The following is a 19,057-nucleotide window of genomic DNA, read 5'->3' on the forward strand; positions in this document are numbered from 1 at the left end:
CGGTTTTTTACTGGCTGGCCCGGGGCATGGGCCCTGGGTCAGCGAGGGCAGGCCTCAAGGCTTTGTGCATCGCCCCCGCTATGGGTTTCTTGCTCCGTCGCTCTTGGAACACTGTGGCTGGCCTCTTATGTAGGTCAAAACCGGAGAGCGCATCGAATGAAAAATACCTTTATGGCCGTTGGCCTGACTGCGGCGCTTTTTGTGCCTTTGGCGGCTGAGGCCTTTACCACCTCGAGAGGTGTGCGGGTCAATCCAGTGAATGAGTTGATCTTTGAGGTGATCCCAAAATCCTCGGGAACTTTTGATGAGTTCTGGTGCGGCGCCTCGGAATATGCCCGTCGGGTGAAAGGCGCCCAGTGGCAGGATAGCATCCATGTTGTTCAGGGGCGCAACACCAGCGTGACAACTGGACGGCGCTCTGCGGTGCAGTTTACCCTGTCGCCGCAACAGGTGGGCGTATCGGCACCGCTACAGGGGTGGCTGTCTCTGGGGATCAAGCCTGGCAACAGCATGTCGGTGCAGCAGGCGCGCAGCTACTGTGATCAATCGCCTGTGCGGTATTAATCCCTCTGCCGACCAGCAAAAGTATCAGGGGCTGCAATTCGGGGTGGGGCGACCCACAACCGACCAGCAGATCTGTGTCGCACATCGACGTGATTGGCCATCTCGGACCTCTTCCTCTATCCTTCTAGGTGCATGAACTATGTGCCAGATGGGCGGGATATGACGCATTTGGGCCCGTTACTGGAAACGAAGGGTGTGACATGAAAAATCTCTCTTGCGCAGTTTTTACGCTCGCCTTCATGGGGTTGGCAGTTTCGGGGGCCAATGCGTTCACGGCCCGCGATGGGAGCCGGGTGAATCCTGTCTCTGATGCTGTTTTTGAAGTGATCCCCTCGCCTGGTGGCTTGGGGCGGAATTACTGGTGTGCGGCTGGCGACTATGCGCAGCGCGCGCTCAAGGCGCCCTGGGAGGCGCAGATTTACATTTCCAGGTCTCGCGGGGCGAGCGAAACCACAAACCGGCGCTCTGCGGTACAGTTCACCCTGCAGCCCAGGCTGGCAGGCTCCCCCGAGAAGGGCATTTATTCCAACGTCAATGCGCTGCGCCGTGGGGATAATATGCGGGTTCGCAATGCCTTCAACCTGTGTAACCAATTGCCTGTTGGGTTTTGAGTGGCTCCCTTTGTCGAGCGGGCCTGCATCTGATATGATACTCCCTGCAGGGCGAATGCGGCCCCAGTCAGAAGGCGACTTTTTGTAATGCAGCGGACGTTCAGCACAAACGGGATCAAAACCGGTCTGATGGCGGGGCTTCTGGCCGGTCTGGTCTGCCTCCCGTTGAGCGCTCAGGCCTGGCGCGCCTGGAACCGCCACGAGGTTCTGCCGGTATCAGAGGGTGTCTGGGAGGTGGTCAACAGAGTTGGCTCCGGCGCGCAGGACTATTGGTGTGGCATCGGTGATTTTGCCATTCGCCAATTGCGCACACAGGCGACGCAGCGGATCTACATCTGGCAGGAAATCGGACCCTCGGTTAATCGTCCCGGCCGTAAATCGGTGCAGTTTGCGCTGACACCGCCACCGGGCAGCGATACCAGCACAGGCTACTCGCTAAGCGTGAAGATCCGAGGTGATAATCTGAACGCGGCAACAGCACGTAATTATTGCTACGATCGCTTTGATGATCCGCGCTTTCCTTTCAACTGACCGCTCAGGTGGGGGCTGGATGGCCAAGACCAGCCTCGCCCCCCTAGGGGCTTGTGAATAATACTGCGGCCTAGAGCGGAGCCTTCCCGATGCAGAAACAGTTTCAAATCGCCACCCATGGACCGGGACTTTATGAGGTCACGCGCGATGTGCGGGGCTGGCTGGCAGAAGTGGGGTGTGCGCAGGGGCTGCTTACCCTGTTTGTGCGCCACACCTCTTGTTCGCTGTTGATACAGGAAAATGCCGACCCAGAGGTGCAGGACGACCTGCAGGCCTTCTTTTCGCGTCTGGTTCCGCCCTCGACCGATCCTGCGATGGCCTATCTGCGTCATACCTACGAGGGGCCGGATGACATGCCGGCGCATATCAAGGCAGCTTTGCTCCCGGTTAGCCTGTCGATCCCCATTTCTGGTGGCGCCCTGGCGCTGGGAACCTGGCAGGGGATCTATCTGTTTGAACATCGTGACGCACCGCACAGGCGTCAAATCCTGGCCCATATCAGCGGCTGAGCCGCTTGATCTAGCGGTTGAATTTCCCCACTACCCAATTCCTAGCGGCTGGCCTATAGTTGTGGATAACTGTGCAAGTTTTAGCACAAATGGCTCGTGTTAGGAAAAGGGGATCCGCAGATGCGCTGTCCGTTTTGCGGGAATATCGATACTCAGGTGAAGGATTCACGCCCCGCCGAGGATCACGTTTCAATCCGTCGGCGTCGGTTTTGCCCCGCATGTGGTGGCCGTTTCACCACCTATGAGCGGGTGCAGCTGCGCGACCTGGTGGTGGTGAAAACCAACGGCAAGCGCGAGGATTTTGATCGCGATAAGCTGGAACGCTCGATTCGCATTTCGATGCAAAAGCGCCCCATCGATCCCGAACGTATTGATCAGATGATTTCGGGTATTGTGCGACGGCTGGAAAGCATGGGGGAGACGGATATCTCCTCCAGCAAGATCGGCGAGATCGTGATGGAGGCGCTGGCCCGGATCGACACCGTGGCCTATGTGCGCTTTGCCAGTGTCTACAAGAACTTCCAGGCGGCAGATGATTTTGAGGACTTTGTCCACGAACTGCGCCCCCACACCCCCAAGGAAGAGTAACCTGTCTTTGGCCGCTCTGTTCTGATCAAGGGGTTGCGGTGGTTTGGGAATGAAACGAGACTAGACTGAAAGACCTGTTTTGCGCCCGGATTGGCATCGGCCTGATCCGGGCGCGTGCACGACAACAGATAGGTAGCGAGACGTGACCCAAACGGATACTCGATTTATGGCTCTGGCGCTGTCGCTGGGGCGGCGTGGCCAGGGCAATTGCTGGCCCAACCCTGCGGTTGGCTGTGTTCTGGTGCGCGAGGGGCGCATTGTTGGCCGGGGCTGGACCCAACCCGGCGGGCGTCCCCATGCGGAGGTCGTGGCGCTGGCCCAGGCGGGCGATCAGGCCCGCGGCGCCACTGCTTATGTCACCCTGGAGCCCTGCTCCCATCACGGCGATACGCCACCCTGTGCCCAGGCGCTGATTGATGCCGGAATTGCCCGGATGGTGGCTGCTGTTGGCGACAGCGATCCACGGGTCTCGGGGCAGGGGTTCGAAATGCTGTGCCAGGCAGGTGTCGAGGTTCAGGTTGGGGTGCTGGCAGAAGAGGCCGCGCGCGATCACGCCGGATTTTTCTATAAAACAGAACAGGGCCGCCCACTGGTGACGCTTAAGATGGCCAGCAGTTTTGACGGCCGGATTGCCACCGGATCTGGCCAAAGCAAATGGATCACCGGACCAGAGTCGCGCCGCGCGGTGCACGCGATGCGGGCGCGCCATGATGCGGTCATGGTGGGGGCGGGCACGGCGCGGGCGGATGATCCCTCGTTGACGGTGCGCGACCTTGGCATCGAACATCAGCCGGTGCGGGTGGTGATCTCCCGGCACCTGGACCTCCCGCTGATCAGTCAGTTGGCCACCTCCGCCGCTGAGGTGCCGCTGTGGCTATGTCATGGGCAGGGAGCGGATATAGAACGCAAACGCGCCTGGGAGGGGCTGGGCGCGCGCCTGTTGCCCTGTGCCAGTCGCGGTGTGCAGCTGGATCCCCATGATATCCTGCAACAGTTGGGACATGCCGGGCTGACGCGGGTGTTCTGCGAAGGTGGCTCTGCGCTGGCGGCGTCGCTTCTGGCCTTTGATCTGGTGGATGAGCTGATCGGCTTTACCGCTGGTCTGGGCATTGGTGCTGAGGGACTGCCGTCGATCGGGGCCTTGGGGCTGCATAATCTGGAGGCTGCCAACCGGTTCAGCCTTATGGAAACCAGCCCGGTAGGCGCGGATGTGATGCACCGCTGGCGCCGGGCGAGCTAAAGCCTGCCGGTCTCGGCCTCGTCTTAGATCTGCGCTAGCCCCGTTATCTACGCTAACCCCGTCGCCACAGCGGCGCGTAGGTGGCAAAGAGCCCCTGCAGCTTTGACAGGCTGCGGTTGCGCAGGCTGGGCCGTGGCAGTTGCCCCGAAATCAACCGCTCCACCACCACTTCGGGCGGGCAGGGGCGCCCGGTGATAGGGTCATAATAGCGCGGGTAGTCAATTAGCACCGCATGGGCCAGGCCCAGCAGATCCGGCCGCGCCGAGCGCCAGGGCGGTGCGGTGCGTTTGTCGGTGGTGAGCCCCCATCCGGCATAAAAGGGCAGGCCCAGCGTAGTGACCTTGGCGCCGCGTAACAGCGCCTCAAACCCTAATAGCGAGGTCATGGTCCAGACCTCTTGGACCTCATCCAGCAGCGCCATGGGATCACAGTTGCTGGCGACGACATCCGCCAGGTTCTCTGGAACCCCGGTTTCTGGCAGGCTGCCAGGGCGTAGCCCGGCTTCGACGTCCGGGTGGGGTTTGTAGATGATCACCGCTTTTGGGTTGGCTTTGCGGGTGGCGCGCAGCAAGGCCAGATTGCTCTTGATCCGCCCACATCCGGCTTTGATCGAGGCGTCGTCCTCGACCTGCCCGGGGACCAGGATGCGATGGCCAGCGGGGAGGGCGGGGGGCTCGCCCGAGAGGTTGTATTTCGACAGGCTGTGACGGATCAGCTGCTGAATCAGCGCCTCCACACGCAGGGCCTCGGCGGGACCAAGATCAGCGCGCTGGGTGATCAGATCATCCAGATCCGACGGCTGCCGGGGGTCGTAGTAGATGCCCTGACGGTCCAGCACCAGCGACATCGGCGGCACCAGATCGGCGCCCAATCCGCGCGAGCGCAGGAACCCGTCTTCGACGCGGGTGGCGCCGGCATGGGTCTTGGCCCCGGCCTTGCTGGCCCAGACCATCCAGTTGCGACCACTCTTGTGGGCCTCTTCTGGATCTTCGGTGAATTTCAACTTCCGGGTCTGACCAAAGAACCCCTGCAGCGGTTTGCGTTTCCACAACCGCATGCCAGAGGCCACCCAGCCGGCCCGATCCTGACGCCAGGCGCGGATGCCGGCTTCCAGGGTGTCAATGACCCGCTCCAGCTCGCAAAGGCGGTCAGTGTAGGGGTCATACCAGGTGGGATAGAGAAACATCGCCGCCGAAAACAACTGTGGACGGGTGAGTTTGCGCTGTCGCCGCGCCACCGGGTCTTCGTCTTCGGTCAAGCCCCAGCCGGCATAGAATGGCTGGCCAAAGACGCGCGGCTTGTGACCGGCCAGAATGGCCTCAAACCCCAGCTGCGAGGACACGGTATAGACCGCAATGGCCCCTTCCAGCAGCCCCCAAGGAGAGACCGCATCGCTGAACATCTCGACCCGGCCCTGTGCGTCTTTGTCGGTGAAATGCCCAGGCCGGTGGCCGGCGCGGGTTTCCGGGTGGGTCTTGATCAGAATGCGGGCGCCGGGGTGTTCCTGCTGGGCAAAGACCAGCATCTCGCAAAACCGGGCGCGGTCGGCTTTGGAGGCGGTGACAGAGGCGTCGCCGCGCAGCTGGTCTACCACCAGCACATAGCCGGGATCCGGCAGCGGCGCACTGGGCAGGAAGGCGTTGTATTTGCTCAGATGTGCGTCCTGCAAGCGGCCAATGGCATTGCGGGCGCGGCGCATCATATGGCTGTCATCCAGCGGATGGGTTGCCAGCAGCTCTTCCAGATCAGAGGGCTGCGCGGGGTCGAAATGCGCGCCCCGGCGGTCCAGAAGCAGCCCCAGGGGCGGCTCTCCTGAGGCGCGACCGGGATGGATGGAGCGCAAAAAGGCGTCTTCGACATGTAGCAGGTCCGCGCCGTATTTGGCGGCGACAGCGCGGCCACGATGGGCGGTGGGAGAGTTGCCCCAGATGCCCACCAGATCGTTTTTCTGTGGCAGCCCGAGACGGAGATTATACCCCGCCAGACCAAGGATCCGGCGCAGCCGTGATTGGGTGACAAAGCCCCCATTGTAAACAAAAAGCCGGGAGCCTGAGCCCCCGGCTTTTGATATGGCTGTTGCGCCGGTCATATCCTCAGCCGCCAAACAGCGTCTCAACACTGGCGAGCGGTGTCAGCGGGCTGGCCAGCAGCGAAATTGTCTTGGTCCACTGTGCATAGGGCGCTTCGGTGACATATAGCGTGTCTTCGTCACGCACCACAAAGTCACGGGCGATGAACAATCCGTTGGGCTGGGTCAGGTTCAATACATAAACCATCCGCTGGGCGCCAACCAGATCGTCGCGCCCCAGAACCTGATTGGCAATCTCTGCCGGTTCGTTGCGGAAGATGAATACCCCGGTGGGATCAGAGGTGGTGGAAATCAGGCCACCAACCTGTGCGATGGCCTCCAGCGCGGACAGGTCCTGGCTTTCAAACGGCACCCGCGCCTGGGCACTGGTGGCCCCAAGTGCGGTAAAGGAGCGGCTGTCGGCTTCGACCAGAATGCGGTCGCCGCCGCGCAGGGCGATGTCCAACTCGGGGTGGTTAAACAGATCCTGGAACCAGATCTTGCCTTGTTCGCCGCCCCGGATCACGGTGATCTGGGCAATTTCGGGCTCAATAGCCACACCGCCGGCCCGGGCCAGCATGGTGGACAGGGTTCTGGTCGGACGCTCAATGGCATAGACGCCCTGGCCGCCCACGGCGCCCGTCAGGCTGACGGTGGAGCCATCCCCGGCCACACGGCGCACCTGTACCTGCGGATCTGGGGTTTGATCTTCCAGCTTTTTGGTGATTTCTTCGCGCAGCTGCTCTGGGGTGTTGCCAGAGGCGCGCAATCGCCCGGCATAGGGCACAAAGATATAGCCGGCGCTGTCGACCTGAACTTCCTCGAGCGCGGTGGCATTGCTGGGGCTCTGTTGCACAAATCCTGTGAGGGATTCATCTCGCGAATCCAGCGTGGTAGCTGGGTTGCATGAGCAGACCGACACCACCGACCTACAAGACCAGGAACTGGCCAGCCTATAACGAAGCGCTCAAGCGCCGCGGCTCGCTGACGATCTGGTTCGATCCCGAGATGAGCTGGGATGCCGCGCCGTCAGGCAGGCGTGGCCGCCAGCAGACCTACAGTGACACCGCCATCCAGACGTGTCTGACGATGAAGGTTCTGTTCGGCATGGCGCTGCGGCAGACGACCGGCTTCGTCGAAAGCCTGTTGCGGCTTGTTGGCCTCGACTGGACGGTGCCCGACTTCAGCACGTTGAGCCGCCGCCAGAAGACCCTCGCCGTACGCATTCCATATCGTGGCTCCAAGGGTCCGTTGCACCTTCTGATCGACAGCACCGGGATCAAGGTCGAGGGCGAAGGCGAATGGCACGCCCGCAAGCATGGCGGCCCCAAACGGCGTGTGTGGCGCAAGATCCACCTCGGGATCGACGAGGAAACGCTGGAGATCCGAGCCGTCGAGATTACCGGGAGCCACATCGGAGATGCGCCAGTGCTGCCCGACCTGCTGGACCAGATCCCGCCGGAGGTTGAGATCGGCAGTGTCACCGCAGACGGCGCCTACGATACCCGCAAATGCCACGACGCCATTGCCGACCGCAGCGCACATGCCGTCATCCCGCCCCGCAAGAATGCCAAGCCATGGAAGACCGTCACAGCCGGTGCCGCAGCCCGGAACGAGGCCGTGCGAGCATCAAAATATCTGGGCCGCGCCCTCTGGCGACGATGGAGCGGATACCACCGCCGGAGCCGTGTCGAGACGAAGATGCATTGCGTGAAACTGCTGGGCCAGAGGCTCATGGCACGGGACTTCGACCGTCAGGTCGCGGAACTCCAAATCCGGATCGCCGTGCTGAACGGCTACACCGCGCTTGGCATACCCGTCACAGAGCCCGTGGGGTGAGTCCGTCTGGGGAAGGGGCAACCTCGGCATTCAGCCGATTTGTGCAACAGAGCCTGCGGCCATCCTCTAGCGGATGAGCCTTGATCACCAAATGGTGGTGGCGGGGGGCACCCGCGGCAAATCCTGAAATTACCTCGGCCAAAAAGCTGGACATACTGTCAAAGGGGGAATGCATCTGAAACGAGCTGTCATGTTCCAATTGCAACAGCGCCAGATGATAGGGAAAGCCACCGTTGCGAATGCGCCAGGTGGCGAGCCGACGCTCCAGCGCCTGCAGGGGCATCAGCAGCAAGCGTTTGAGGTATAGCTGAAACTCGCGGGTAACAGGGATCGCGCGATGGGGCTGAAAGTTGCGGTACTTGCGGTTCCAGAACATGACAAACCAATGATACAGCGCGCCGTAGAATACATGCTGCCGCATATCGCCCCAATGGGAGGGTGGCAGCGGCGCTTCCATATCCGAGAGCTCCAAAGCAGCCTGCATCTCAGTCACATCTGTCCGCATCAGCCGTGAATTGCCATTGGAGCCATCCCGTTCGTAGGTGACCCAATAGGGGCGCAGATATCCCTCTTCAAACACATGCACCCGCAACCCCAGGGCCTGCGCCGTTGCGACCGCCTGCGCATGGATGGGCCGAGTGTCGCCATACAGGACAATATCGGTGACGTTTTTGTCCTGGCAGGTTTGCTCAAAAAAACCTTTCCAATCCGCAAGGGCGCCGCGAAAGGGCAGATACTGTGCCTTGTCGCGCCAAAAGACCTGATCGCCGGCGTTGAAACCGATGCGCCAAACGCTGCAGCCTGCAGTGCGCAACATCCGCCCCAAGGCGTTGAAGAACGGCCCATGAGGTCCCTGAAGGAACAGAAAGACGGGTTGGACAGCGCTGGTGTGTTGCATCAGGATTGCGGCTTTGGTGGTTAAAGTTCTGGTAATCTGGCTTCGGTTCATAGCACCGGACTGGGGCATAACTATGGCCTGGATCGCCAACAAGGGCGCTATGCCACTTTAGGGGTATTCCGAAACAACCGATGAGACCAGCGTCTATCTCTGCCGCTTGGCTGCGACAGAAAGACTTGCCGCCCATCTGAATCCGGGGGGCGTAAAGGCGGCCCGCAGCTTGAGGAGGGCTTGTAGAACAGGGCCAGCTTAGGCTACCTCTGCGCCAGGAAATCCCGCCGTAGCCAAACCCGCCGTAGCCAAACCCTAGGAGCCCTTACGATGTTCACCGGTATCGTCACTGACATTGGAACCATTGCCCAGCTGGATCAGCAGGGGGATCTGCGGGCGCGGATTGCCACTCATTATGATACTTCAGGTATCGACCTTGGCGCTTCGATTGCCTCGGATGGGGTCTGCCTCACGGTGATTGAACTGGGCTCTGATTGGTATGATGTGCAGATCTCTGCCGAAACGGTGTCTAAGACAAATATTGCTGCCTGGGGCGTCGGCAAACGGGTCAACCTGGAACGGGCTCTCAAGGTCGGCGATGAGCTGGGCGGACATATTGTTTCAGGCCATGTGGACGGGGTTGCCGAGGTGGTGGAGCTGCGCGACGAGGGCGACAGCACCCGCGTGACCCTGCGCGCCCCCAAAGAGCTGGCGCGCTTTATCGCCCCGAAAGGATCTGTCGCCCTGAACGGCACGTCGCTGACGGTGAACGATGTGCAGGGCTGCGATTTTGGTATCAACTTCATCCCCCACACCAAAGAGGTCACCACCTGGGGGGATGTAAAACTGGGCGATCAGGTCAACCTTGAGATCGACACCCTGGCGCGCTACGTGGCGCGGCTGCACGAAGCAGGCTGACAGGCAGACCCCGCGTCTGACTGGCGCTGTCATCCACCACGTCCACGCGGGGGCTGCCTCTTTCATCTTACCTGAAATACCTCGGGGTGAGGCCGCAGGCCGAGGGGCAGAGCCCCTCAACCCTCATAGTATTTCCGGGGCTGTGCGAGGGCAAACGCCGCGTCCAGTGCTTGCTGTGCCGCTGGTGGGGCTGGCCTTTGTCGCGAGGGTGGGCTATTTCGCCCTATATACCCGCCGGGCGATGGGCCCTTGGGGCATGTGGATCGAAAGGCTGTCAGCATGAGCTTTGAAACACCGGGGCCGGTCGAGGCCCGTTTGCGCGCGGCGATCAGCCCGATTGAAGACATCATCGAAGAGGCCCGCGCGGGCCGGATGTTCATTCTGGTGGACCATGAGGACCGCGAAAACGAAGGCGACCTGGTGATTCCAGCGCAGGCTGCCGACGCAGAGGCGATCAACTTTATGGCCACCCATGGCCGCGGATTGATCTGCCTGACCCTGCCTGCCGAGCGCATTGACGAACTGGGTCTGCCAATGATGGCGATGCATAATTCTTCGCGCCACGAGACGGCCTTTACCGTCTCGATCGAAGCCCGCGAAGGCGTGACCACTGGTATCTCGGCCGCCGACCGGGCGCTCACCGTGGCGACGGCCATTGACCCAGAAAAAACCGCTGCAGATATCGCCACGCCGGGGCATGTCTTTCCACTGCGGGCGCGGCGCGGCGGCGTGTTGATGCGGGCAGGCCATACCGAGGCCGGCTGCGATGTGGCGCGTCTCGCCGGGCATTACCCCTCGTCGGTGATCTGCGAGATCATGAACGAAGACGGCACCATGGCGCGTCTGCCGGATCTGGTGGATTATGCCAAAACCCATGGGCTGAAGATCGGTACTATCTCGGACCTGATCACCTATCGCTCACGCAACGACAACCTGGTGGTGGAAACCAGCAGCAGTACCGTGACCTCCGAGTTCGGCGGCGAATGGAACATGCGCATCTTCACCGATCAGACCCACGGCGTCGAACATGTGGTGCTGACCAAGGGGGATCTCACCTCCGGTGGCCCCGTGCTGACCCGCACCCATGCCCTGCACGAGGCCTCCGACATCCTTGGGCTTGGCCCCAAGCCGGTGCGTGAACTGCCCCGCGCGATGGAGCTGATCGCCGAAGAAGGACGCGGTGTTGTCTGTCTGTTCCGCGAGCCGCGCCATGCGCTTTATGCGCCCGAAGACGAAGGCCCGCGTACCATCAAACAGACCGGACTGGGGGCGCAGATCCTGTCAGAGCTGGGTCTGAATGAGCTGGAGCTGTTGACGGATTCCCCCGCCACCACCTATCTGGGTCTCGATGCCTATGGGCTGTCCATTGTTGGCACCCGCCCCATTCTAAAGGAGTCCTGATATGGCCGGACAGGAACAGCACTACATCATGCCACGCGCGGTTTTTGACAAACCGGTCAAACTGGCCATCGTGATGTCGCCCTACTACAAGGATATCGCTGACAATATGCTGGCTGGTGCCCAGGCCGAGATCGAGGCTGCAGGCGGTTCTTATGAGGTGGTCGAAGTGCCCGGCGCACTGGAGATCCCCACCGCGATTGCCATTGCCGACCGCAGCTCCAACTTTGACGGATTTGTTGCGCTGGGCTGTGTTATTCGCGGCGAAACCACCCATTATGACACGGTCTGCAACGACAGCAGCCGCGCAATCCAGCTGCTGGGCCTGCAGGGGCTGTGCATTGGCAATGGTATCCTCACCGTGGAGAACCGCAAACAGGCCGAAGTGCGCGCAGATCCGGCAGATCAAAACAAGGGCGGCGGCGCGGCTGCTGCGGCCTTGCATCTTATTGCACTGACGCGTAAATGGGGCGCCCAGACCAAGGGAGTCGGCTTTAAGGCGCCTTCCGAAGCCATTCAGCTGGCTGGCACAGGAAACGGACCCCGCACAGCATGACCCATTCGGACAGCGCCCCTAAGGGCAATGGCAAGACCCAGATGAAATCCGCCGCCCGGCTTTATGCGGTGCAGGCGCTGTTTCAGATGGAACACAGCGATCTGAGCTTTGACAAGGTGATTGCTGAATTTGAAAACCACCGCTTTGGCGCTGTTTATGACGACGCAGAGATGGCCGAGGGCGATACCGGCCTGTTCCGCAAGCTGTTGAAAGATGCCGTGAACTTTCAGGCCGCTATTGACCAGATGACAGACCGGGCGCTGGTGGCGAAATGGCCGATTGCTCGCATTGATCCGACGCTGCGGGCGCTGTTCCGTGCTGCCGGTGCTGAATTCACCCAGTCCAATACGCCCCCCAAAGTGGTGATCAACGAGTTCGTAGATATCGCCCGCGCCTTCTTTCCCGAGGGCAAAGAGGCCAAGTTTGTCAATGCGGTGCTGGACCATATGGCGCGCGAGGCAAAACCGGAAGTCTTTTGATCGCGCTCCCCCTTTGAGGGGTGAAGCGATTCGCGATTTTGAAAAGCGTGCCCTGGTGGCGCGCTTTTTTATTGCGGCTCACCTGGGGGATCTCCGGCAGGGTGCGACACTATTTCAGGCTCCGAAGCCACGTTTGGTGCGGGTATCGCTGGACCTTGCGGCGCGGAGTGTTACAATTTGCCGGTAACAGAGATGAGGTCGTCATGCCCAAGCTGGTAAAACTCTACATCAAAAATGTTATCATCGGATTTGGCATCGCTGCCGGGTTTGTGTCCCTGTTGCTGTGGTTCAATGTGATGAACCTATGGGGATTGGTCAGCCAGTCCAGCGACGGGATGCTGGCGGTGTTTCTGCTGTGGTTTATGAATGGCATCGTTTTTGCCGGGGTGCAGTTTGCCTGGGTGATTATGGCAATGGCCAGAAAAGAGGATGGCCCACGCGGTGGCACGCCTGTTGCCCATTTTTTTGAACCGGCCCGGGTCAAAGCCGAAGCGCCCGCCGGACAAAAACGCCAGCTCAACAAGCGCGGTTAGGGCCGCTCAGCGCTCCGGCACTGGTCTTGTTGATAAGGCGGCCAGGGTGGTGCAGGCCACACGGTTCTTTGCCAAATGAAAAAGCCGCATCCTATGAGTGTCGCGCCCTATGATGAGTGGGTCGCGGCCTTCTTTTGTGCTTCAGGGGCTTTAAAGATCGTCTGTGAGAGGTTGGAAATGTGACGGGACCACCGCAGACGTGCGGTTTTGATTCCCGGGGACCTGTATGTACAGGTGGGCGCCAGGTAAACGGACCAGGGTCCGCACAGAGCCAGCTCCCGTGGAATTGCTTAAGGCCACTGGAATGCTTCCGGCACTGAAGGGGCAGAACCCGCCACAGCTTCTAGGTAGTGCTCCGTAGCGGCCAAAGCAAGGGGCTCAGCTGGCAAAACGCTGCAATCCGGTTTTCCAGGCGATTTAGCGGCTGAGGCTTGCCTTTTGTTCCCTTATTGTTCACGTTGAGGCCTATGGCATCCCCCGTTCAAACCAATAAGACCCTCTCCAATGATGCCCGTCCTGTGCGGCTGCAGCCGGGACAGCGCCTGGCCCGTGGGGTGTCGCGCCATTTGCGCGCACTTGGCTTTGCCGCGCTGGAAGAATTTGTACCGGTGCGGGGGCTGCGGGTGGATGTGCTGGGGCTGGGTCCCAAAGGGGAGCTTTGGGTGATTGAGTGCAAATCCAGCCGGGCGGATTTTCAGTCGGATACCAAGTGGCAGGGCTATCTGGACTGGTGTGATCGCTATTTCTGGGCTGTGGATACGGATTTCCCGGTGGATCTGCTGCCGGAGAGCACCGGGATCATCATCGCGGATGACTACGACGCAGAAGTGATCCGCATGGCGCCAGAGGTGAAACTGGCGCCAGCCCGGCGCAAAAAGCTGATCCAGAAATTTGCCATGGATGCCGCCAAGCGCCTGCACTCCCTGCGCGACCCTCGCCCCGGTCGGGATGGCTTGTTTTTTAGTGACCCCACCAAAGACGGCTGAAGGCGGGGGAAGAGGCTGTTTTAGCCTGCAACGAGGCGGGCAGCCTGGGCTGCAGCGCGCAGCTCATCTGCGATTTCTTCGGCTTCCTCGGGATCAAAATCCATTGGAATTTCGACACCCTCGGCTTCGATGAACAGCCGCACCATGCCCTGATCGGTGGGGCCGATTTGCATGTTTGCTTCGACGTCGCGTTCGCTATTGATACCCATTTTGCACTCCTGCCGCAGATCTATTGCCGGTATCCGGTGCTAGCCTGCGATGACTTGAAAGGCAAGCTGCTCTGGGCTTTGATAGGCTATGGCAAAAGCAACATTACGGCGATTCGAACCGGCAGATTGTCAATGGCTGGTAGCGCGCCACCAGGATCTCTACGCGCGCGATGAAGGATTCGACGATAGCTTTGGGCCGCTGGTCGCCGAGATTTTACAGAATTTTTGCGAAGCGCATGACCCGCAGTGCGAACGGGGTTGGATTGCCCATCGTGGCGCGGAACGCCTGGGGTCGGTCTTTTGTGTGCGCCAGAGTGATACCACGGCAAAACTGCGGCTGTTTCTTCTCACCCCCGAGGCGCGCGGGCAGGGTTTAGGAAAAGAACTGCTGCACCAATGCATGTGGTTTGCTCGCAGCGCCGGATACCGCGATATGCAGCTTTGGACCCATGAAAGCCACCAGGCCGCCTGCGCGCTTTATGCGGCATTTGGCTGGCAGCTGATTGACAGCAAGCCGGTTCACTCCTTTGGGCAGGATTTGATCGAACAAAGCTGGGAAGTTGTGTTATAAAGCCCTTGCGCTTCGGTTTTCTCTAGGCTAAATCGCCCGCAGTGCCGCCTTAGCTCAGTAGGTTAGAGCGCCTGATTGTGGATCAGGAGGTCCCCCGTTCGAGCCGGGGAGGTGGTACCACTCAAACACTGACTTTGGTTTCTGAGAGAGATGTTGGAGCAGTTCTCCGGCATACTGGGTCCAACGCACCTTCTGTTTTTAGCACACTCCACACAGGCTAGGGCGTCTACCAGTGATCTGGTCAGCGCCCGCACCAACTGGGTAGAGAGGCACAAGACCTCTGTCTTCAGCAGCCCCGCAATTGGCGCGCAGCTATTCGATGTCTATCGTCTGACGAACTGCCTGGCTGTCTGGGTCCAGAATCAGGATTTTATTGTCCGTGGTCACCACCGCGATCCAACCGGATCCAAAAGTCACCGCCTGGGCTGTGGTGCCGGCGGGCAGGGTGATTTTGCTGGGCAGGGTGGGGCTATCTGCAGACAAGCGGATGACAAGCAGGCTGACAACCAGTACAAGCCCGCCAATCATCACCACGGTCAATGTGGTCACCAGTCGACGCAGGAATTTCAGCTGCGGCGGTTCGTCTTGGATTTCAGGCTTGGAAGGATCAGTCATGGGCAGCCGCCAGATTGAGTTTATCATCGCGGAAGACCCGCCTAAAAGGCTTGATAAAGCGGTTTCGCGCGATGTGCCAGCCGAAGCTGCATTGTCACGTACACGGCTCGCCCGATTGATCGAGGCAGGCAGCCTGACAATGGATGGCGCTGTGGTGCGCGACGCCAAGGCCCGGGTGGTTGAAGGGGCGCTGATCTCCATCACCGTGGAGGAGGCCGAGGACAGTCACATCGGTCCCGAAGATATTGCCCTGGATGTGATCTTTGAAGATGACGATCTGATCGTGATCAATAAACCTGCGGGTATGGTGGTGCATCCGGCACCAGGGACGCCATCGGGAACTCTGGTCAATGCCCTGCTGCATCACTGCGGCGAAAACCTCTCTGGTGTGGGCGGGGTCAAGCGCCCCGGCATTGTGCACCGTATCGACAAAGAGACCTCCGGGCTTTTGGTGGTGGCCAAATCGGATGTGGCCCATCAAGGGCTGGCACGGCAGTTTGAGAAACACACGGTGGAGCGCTATTACCGGGCCATTTGCTATGGGGTGCCTGATGCCAATGATCCGCGACTGCGGGGGGTAAAGGGCACCAGTTTTGAACCGGGCAACATTCTGAAACTGACAACGCAGCTGGCGCGGCACAAATTTGACCGCCAACGTCAGGCCGTGTTGTTCCAGGGCGGGCGCCATGCGGTGACCCGCGCCCGCATTGTCGCGCCCTTTGGCCAGCCGCCGGTGGCTGCCCTGATCGAATGCTGGCTGGAAACGGGGCGCACCCATCAGATCCGGGTCCATATGGCCCATGCGGGCCATGGCCTGGTTGGCGATCCGACCTATGGCGGCAAACGCAAACTTGCCGCCAAATCCCTGGCCCCAGCGGCGATTGCCGCTGTGCAGAGTTTTCCCCGGCAGGCCCTGCATGCGGCGGTCCTGGGCTTTGTGCACCCGGTCAGCGGCGCGGAGATGCGGTTTGAAGCGCCGCTTCCCCAGGACATGAGCGATCTGATTGAGGCGCTGCGTCTGCCCCCTGTCGCGGGCTGATCTGGGGGGGATCTCTGTTTTATGTTTGGGCTGAACGGCGGGGTGAAGCCCGCCGCGCAGCCCGGTGTGGCTTTGTGGCATGCCCTGACAATGGCTGCCGCATAGATCGGCACCCATTGCGGTGGCTGCGTAGGGTCTAGATCGCGGCTGTGTCAGGGCAATCAATCACATTGGTCACGGTTTCGCGGAAGAAATCCACCTTGCCGTCCGTCTCATGGGACAGGATCAGCGTGGCGCTGGTGCACATGCGACCGCGCACCCCGTAGAAAAACTTTTGTTCAAACGTGGTGAGCATCCATCCTTCTTGCGGCAGCGGCTGTGTTGCGATCGACAGGGCTTCTGTGCCTTTCGGAAAGACCTCTGTTCCCAAGCGGGTGAGGATGGTGGCGATATCCGCGAGGCCTTTGCCGACCTGCCAGCTCACATCCGCTTCATCGTGAAAGTGGTCAATGCGAAAATCAATATCGTCAGCCATATAGGTCACCAGGGCGGGATCGCCGGCGACGAATTTGCGCAGCAGGGTTTCAATCGCACTGACGGGTGTTTTGGTGGGGGCAGCGGTGGTGTTCATTTTGACAGTCCTTTGAACAGGGTTACGGTGAGCAAAAGAGATGGCAGACCTTTCTGGTATATGATATTCTGGGGTTAACTATCCTTTGTATAGGTTTTACCTATGTTAGAACTCACGCCGCTCCGATACTTTATGAGCGCCCTGGAGATGGGCTCGTTCAGCCATGCGGCCAGGGCCAATGGGGTGAGCCAGCCGACAGTCTCGGCAGCGATTCAAAAGCTTGAGGACCTGATGGGCGGCGACCTGTTCTATCGGCACCGACGCGGCCTGACCGTGACGCCGCTGGGGGAGCGGCTCTATGCCGAGGCAGCGGGCAGCGTGGCGCAGTTGTCTGGGATGGTGCAGCGGTTGCAGACCAGCGAGCGGCGGCTGTTGCGCATTCACTGCCCGCCGGATGTGCTGCTGGCGTCCTTTACGGCCGGGTTTCGCGCACTCAGGTTGGCGCACCCAGAGACCTATCTGTCCTTTGCCCCCGTGCTGGAGGAGGCAGATCTGGCCCTGATCAGTGAAGGCTGCGTCCCCGCAGGCCATGACTTTTTCCCGCTGCGCACAGAAAGCTACGGAGTCGCTCTGCCGCAGGCACATGTTCTGGCAGCCGGGAGCAGTGTTGATTTGGCGGATTTGAGAGATGAGGCCCGTATTCATCGGCCCTATTGTCCCAATGCAGACAGCATGCCGGACGAGCAGGGGTTAATACCCTTGCCACCTGCGCAGGCTTTGCATGATCAGCAGGTTCTGGATCTTGTCGCTGCCGGGTTGGGGGTGGCCTTTGTGCCGATGTCCCATGATGGCATCCATGGGGGTGTCACTGTCCGGCCTCTGCGCAACGCGCCGGAGGTGTTCCGAACTCTGGGGGTTTCCAGCCGCAAAACAGTCTTTGCCCGGCAGTTTGCCCAGTTTTTGGTCGCGGCAAGGCAGTAGGGCGGGAAAAGACAATTTTATGGAGAAAGGTGATTTTCTTTTGGGTTATGTGTCAAAGGTCACAGATGTTTCGTCGGCTGAAATATAAAAGCGTACTTGCAGGCGCCCCTTGAAAGGCGTTTAGCGTTAACCCATATGATCAATGTTAAGTCCATAAACATCTTGGGAGGGACCGTTTGAATGGCTAATTATGCAAATCTGCCCGCACCGACCCCCGAAGGCGGGTTGAACCGCTATATGCAAGAAATCCGTAAGTTCCCGCTGCTGGAACCGGAAGAAGAATACATGCTGGCCAAGGCCTGGGTGGAAAAAGAGGACTCTGGTGCGGCGCATCGGATGGTGACCTCGCACCTGCGTCTGGCGGCCAAGATCGCTATGGGCTACCGGGGCTATGGTCTGCCGCAGGCCGAAGTGATCTCTGAGGCCAATGTCGGTTTGATGCAGGCGGTGAAGCGCTTTGATCCCGAAAAAGGCTTCCGTCTGGCGACCTATGCCATGTGGTGGATCCGTGCCTCGATCCAGGAATATGTCCTGCGCTCCTGGTCGATGGTCAAACTGGGCACAACCTCGGCGCAAAAGAAACTGTTCTTTAACCTGCGCAAGGCCAAGGCCCGTATCGGTGCTCTGGAAGAGGGGGATCTGCGCCCCGAAAATGTTGCCAGGATTGCCCATGACCTTGGGGTGACCGAAGACGAAGTGGTCTCGATGAACCGCCGGATGTCCGGTGGCGACGCCTCTCTCAATGCCACTGTTGGCAGCGAGGGCGAGGGCACCATGCAGTGGCAGGACTGGCTTGAGGATGAAGACGCCGACCAGGCTGGTGACTATGAGGCCCGCGATGAGCTGGAAGCCCGTCGTGAGCTGTTGGCCCAGGCCCTGGACGTGCTGAACGACCGGGAAAAGGATATTCTCACCCAGCGTCGTCTGGCGGAGAAGGTGCAGACTCTGGAAGAGTTGAGCGCAGCATACGGCGTGAGCCGGGAGCGGATCCGCCAGATCGAGGTGCGGGCCTTTGAAAAGCTGCAAAAGAAAATGCGTGAGCTGGCCTCGGCCAAGGGCATGCTGGCAGCACATTAACCGGCTCTGATAGCTGGGTTCACAAGCGGGCGGTCCCATTGGGGCCGCCCGTTTTTTTGTTTGGGGCGCTACATCTGGCGGGAGGCTTGCGACCTGTATGGTTGCAGGGCAGCTGGCTGAGCTGGACCCGCGCCAAGGTCGGGTGTTCAGCGGAGCTGGCGCAGAACCTGGCGTGCTGGCAAAAAGGCTGGCGGGCGAGGGGGTGCGGCGGGTGCGGGGGCTGGCGGAGCCACTGCGATGGCGACGATAAAAGCCTACGCGACGATCAAACCCTAGCTAAAGTCGCAGAGGACAGCGCAGAAAGCGAGATCCCCAAAGCGAACACGCAGAACGTGCTGGCTAAAC

General features: G+C 60.3%; 21 protein-coding genes, 1 tRNA gene and 2 pseudogenes. 18 read left to right on the forward strand and 6 right to left on the reverse strand.

All coding sequences use genetic code 11. The annotated features are described in order from the left end of the window. The first annotated feature begins 156 nt into the window (after window positions 1-156). The 6 genes from JZI28_RS05340 (at window position 157) to ribD (ending at window position 4,043) form a co-directional block, all read left to right on the forward strand. Window positions 157-564, forward strand: coding sequence for a hypothetical protein (locus tag JZI28_RS05340; protein WP_375699473.1), 408 nt, complete (start codon window positions 157-159; stop codon window positions 562-564). A 200-nt stretch (window positions 565-764) separates the two neighbouring features. Then, window positions 765-1,175: a hypothetical protein gene (locus JZI28_RS05345; protein ID WP_375699474.1), complete on the forward strand. Its 411-nt coding sequence runs from the start codon at window positions 765-767 to the stop codon at window positions 1,173-1,175. A gap of 87 nt (window positions 1,176-1,262) precedes the next feature. Next, entirely contained in the window at window positions 1,263-1,706 is a 444-nt protein-coding gene (locus JZI28_RS05350) for a hypothetical protein (RefSeq protein ID WP_297339654.1), read from the forward strand. Window positions 1,707-1,795: 89 nt separating this feature from the next. Then, entirely contained in the window at window positions 1,796-2,215 is a 420-nt protein-coding gene (locus JZI28_RS05355) for a secondary thiamine-phosphate synthase enzyme YjbQ (protein WP_375699475.1), read from the forward strand. 120 nt (window positions 2,216-2,335) lie between these two features. Next, window positions 2,336-2,803, forward strand: coding sequence for a transcriptional regulator NrdR (gene nrdR / locus JZI28_RS05360; RefSeq protein ID WP_295455042.1), 468 nt, complete (start codon window positions 2,336-2,338; stop codon window positions 2,801-2,803). A 142-nt stretch (window positions 2,804-2,945) separates the two neighbouring features. After that, a complete protein-coding gene (gene ribD / locus JZI28_RS05365; protein WP_375699476.1) occupies window positions 2,946-4,043 on the forward strand; it encodes a bifunctional diaminohydroxyphosphoribosylaminopyrimidine deaminase/5-amino-6-(5-phosphoribosylamino)uracil reductase RibD in 1,098 nt (365 codons plus the stop codon). Between the two features lie 52 nt (window positions 4,044-4,095). On the opposite strand, the gene JZI28_RS05370 is transcribed toward ribD, so the two are convergent. Both JZI28_RS05370 and JZI28_RS05375 read right to left on the reverse strand, forming a co-directional pair. Further along, window positions 4,096-6,132: a capsular polysaccharide biosynthesis protein gene (locus tag JZI28_RS05370; RefSeq protein ID WP_375699477.1), complete on the reverse strand. Its 2,037-nt coding sequence runs from the start codon at window positions 6,130-6,132 to the stop codon at window positions 4,096-4,098. Window positions 6,133-6,136: 4 nt separating this feature from the next. Further along, window positions 6,137-6,952: pseudogene (locus JZI28_RS05375) on the reverse strand (polysaccharide biosynthesis/export family protein); the annotation flags it as partial. A gap of 65 nt (window positions 6,953-7,017) precedes the next feature. On the opposite strand from JZI28_RS05375, the gene JZI28_RS05380 reads away from it, so the two are divergent. After that, window positions 7,018-7,950 carry an IS5 family transposase gene (locus JZI28_RS05380; protein WP_375697975.1) on the forward strand — a complete coding sequence of 311 codons (933 nt, stop codon included), beginning with the start codon at window positions 7,018-7,020 and terminating at the stop codon, window positions 7,948-7,950. Between the two features lie 55 nt (window positions 7,951-8,005). On the opposite strand, the pseudogene JZI28_RS05385 reads toward JZI28_RS05380, so the two are convergent. Further along, window positions 8,006-8,848, reverse strand: a pseudogene (locus JZI28_RS05385) (capsule biosynthesis protein CapA); the annotation flags it as partial. Between the two features lie 321 nt (window positions 8,849-9,169). Between JZI28_RS05385 and JZI28_RS05390 the strand changes: the two are divergent. From JZI28_RS05390 to JZI28_RS05415, 6 genes are all read left to right on the forward strand, one after another. After that, a complete protein-coding gene (locus JZI28_RS05390) occupies window positions 9,170-9,757 on the forward strand; it encodes a riboflavin synthase (RefSeq protein WP_375699478.1) in 588 nt (195 codons plus the stop codon). 279 nt (window positions 9,758-10,036) lie between these two features. Then, a complete protein-coding gene (gene ribB, locus JZI28_RS05395) occupies window positions 10,037-11,158 on the forward strand; it encodes a 3,4-dihydroxy-2-butanone-4-phosphate synthase (RefSeq protein ID WP_375699479.1) in 1,122 nt (373 codons plus the stop codon). 1 nt (window position 11,159) lies between these two features. Beyond that, window positions 11,160-11,711, forward strand: coding sequence for a 6,7-dimethyl-8-ribityllumazine synthase (locus JZI28_RS05400; RefSeq protein WP_297339647.1), 552 nt, complete (start codon window positions 11,160-11,162; stop codon window positions 11,709-11,711). Then, window positions 11,708-12,190, forward strand: coding sequence for a transcription antitermination factor NusB (gene nusB / locus JZI28_RS05405; RefSeq protein ID WP_375699480.1), 483 nt, complete (start codon window positions 11,708-11,710; stop codon window positions 12,188-12,190). The genes JZI28_RS05400 and nusB overlap by 4 nt, the downstream gene beginning before the upstream one ends. A 203-nt stretch (window positions 12,191-12,393) precedes the next feature. Beyond that, the gene (locus JZI28_RS05410) at window positions 12,394-12,723 is read left to right on the forward strand and encodes a hypothetical protein (RefSeq protein ID WP_375699481.1); all 330 of its coding nucleotides are present in this window, start codon (window positions 12,394-12,396) and stop codon (window positions 12,721-12,723) included. Between the two features lie 467 nt (window positions 12,724-13,190). Next, the gene (locus JZI28_RS05415) at window positions 13,191-13,709 is read left to right on the forward strand and encodes an MmcB family DNA repair protein (RefSeq protein WP_375699482.1); all 519 of its coding nucleotides are present in this window, start codon (window positions 13,191-13,193) and stop codon (window positions 13,707-13,709) included. Between the two features lie 20 nt (window positions 13,710-13,729). On the opposite strand, the gene JZI28_RS05420 is transcribed toward JZI28_RS05415, so the two are convergent. Then, window positions 13,730-13,918, reverse strand: a complete 189-nt coding sequence (locus tag JZI28_RS05420) for a DUF6324 family protein (protein WP_295455583.1) — start codon at window positions 13,916-13,918, stop codon at window positions 13,730-13,732. An 88-nt stretch (window positions 13,919-14,006) separates the two neighbouring features. On the opposite strand from JZI28_RS05420, the gene JZI28_RS05425 reads away from it, so the two are divergent. Together JZI28_RS05425 and JZI28_RS05430 are read left to right on the forward strand one after the other, a co-directional pair. Continuing rightward, complete coding sequence (locus tag JZI28_RS05425; RefSeq protein WP_375699483.1) at window positions 14,007-14,489, forward strand: GNAT family N-acetyltransferase; 483 nt, start codon at window positions 14,007-14,009, stop codon at window positions 14,487-14,489. Between the two features lie 43 nt (window positions 14,490-14,532). Then, window positions 14,533-14,609: transfer RNA gene (locus tag JZI28_RS05430), tRNA-His, on the forward strand. Between the two features lie 192 nt (window positions 14,610-14,801). Here JZI28_RS05430 and JZI28_RS05435 read toward each other — a convergent pair. After that, on the reverse strand, window positions 14,802-15,104 hold the full coding sequence (locus tag JZI28_RS05435; protein WP_375699484.1) for a DUF6476 family protein: 303 nt from the start codon (window positions 15,102-15,104) through the stop codon (window positions 14,802-14,804). Here JZI28_RS05435 and JZI28_RS05440 point away from each other — a divergent pair. After that, window positions 15,103-16,143 carry an RluA family pseudouridine synthase gene (locus JZI28_RS05440; RefSeq protein WP_375699485.1) on the forward strand — a complete coding sequence of 347 codons (1,041 nt, stop codon included), beginning with the start codon at window positions 15,103-15,105 and terminating at the stop codon, window positions 16,141-16,143. The genes JZI28_RS05435 and JZI28_RS05440 overlap by 2 nt on opposite strands. 136 nt (window positions 16,144-16,279) lie before the next feature. Here the strand turns inward: JZI28_RS05440 and JZI28_RS05445 are convergent, their stop codons facing one another. Next, a complete protein-coding gene (locus JZI28_RS05445; RefSeq protein ID WP_295449068.1) occupies window positions 16,280-16,714 on the reverse strand; it encodes a hypothetical protein in 435 nt (144 codons plus the stop codon). Between the two features lie 102 nt (window positions 16,715-16,816). On the opposite strand from JZI28_RS05445, the gene JZI28_RS05450 reads away from it, so the two are divergent. Then, window positions 16,817-17,635: a LysR family transcriptional regulator gene (locus JZI28_RS05450; protein WP_375699486.1), complete on the forward strand. Its 819-nt coding sequence runs from the start codon at window positions 16,817-16,819 to the stop codon at window positions 17,633-17,635. A 180-nt stretch (window positions 17,636-17,815) separates the two neighbouring features. Beyond that, a complete protein-coding gene (gene rpoH / locus JZI28_RS05455) occupies window positions 17,816-18,712 on the forward strand; it encodes an RNA polymerase sigma factor RpoH (RefSeq protein WP_375699487.1) in 897 nt (298 codons plus the stop codon). Window positions 18,713-19,057: the final 345 nt, after the last annotated feature.

Source organism: Pseudophaeobacter sp. TrK17 (genome assembly GCF_042192375.1).
GTDB lineage: Bacteria > Pseudomonadota > Alphaproteobacteria > Rhodobacterales > Rhodobacteraceae > Pseudophaeobacter.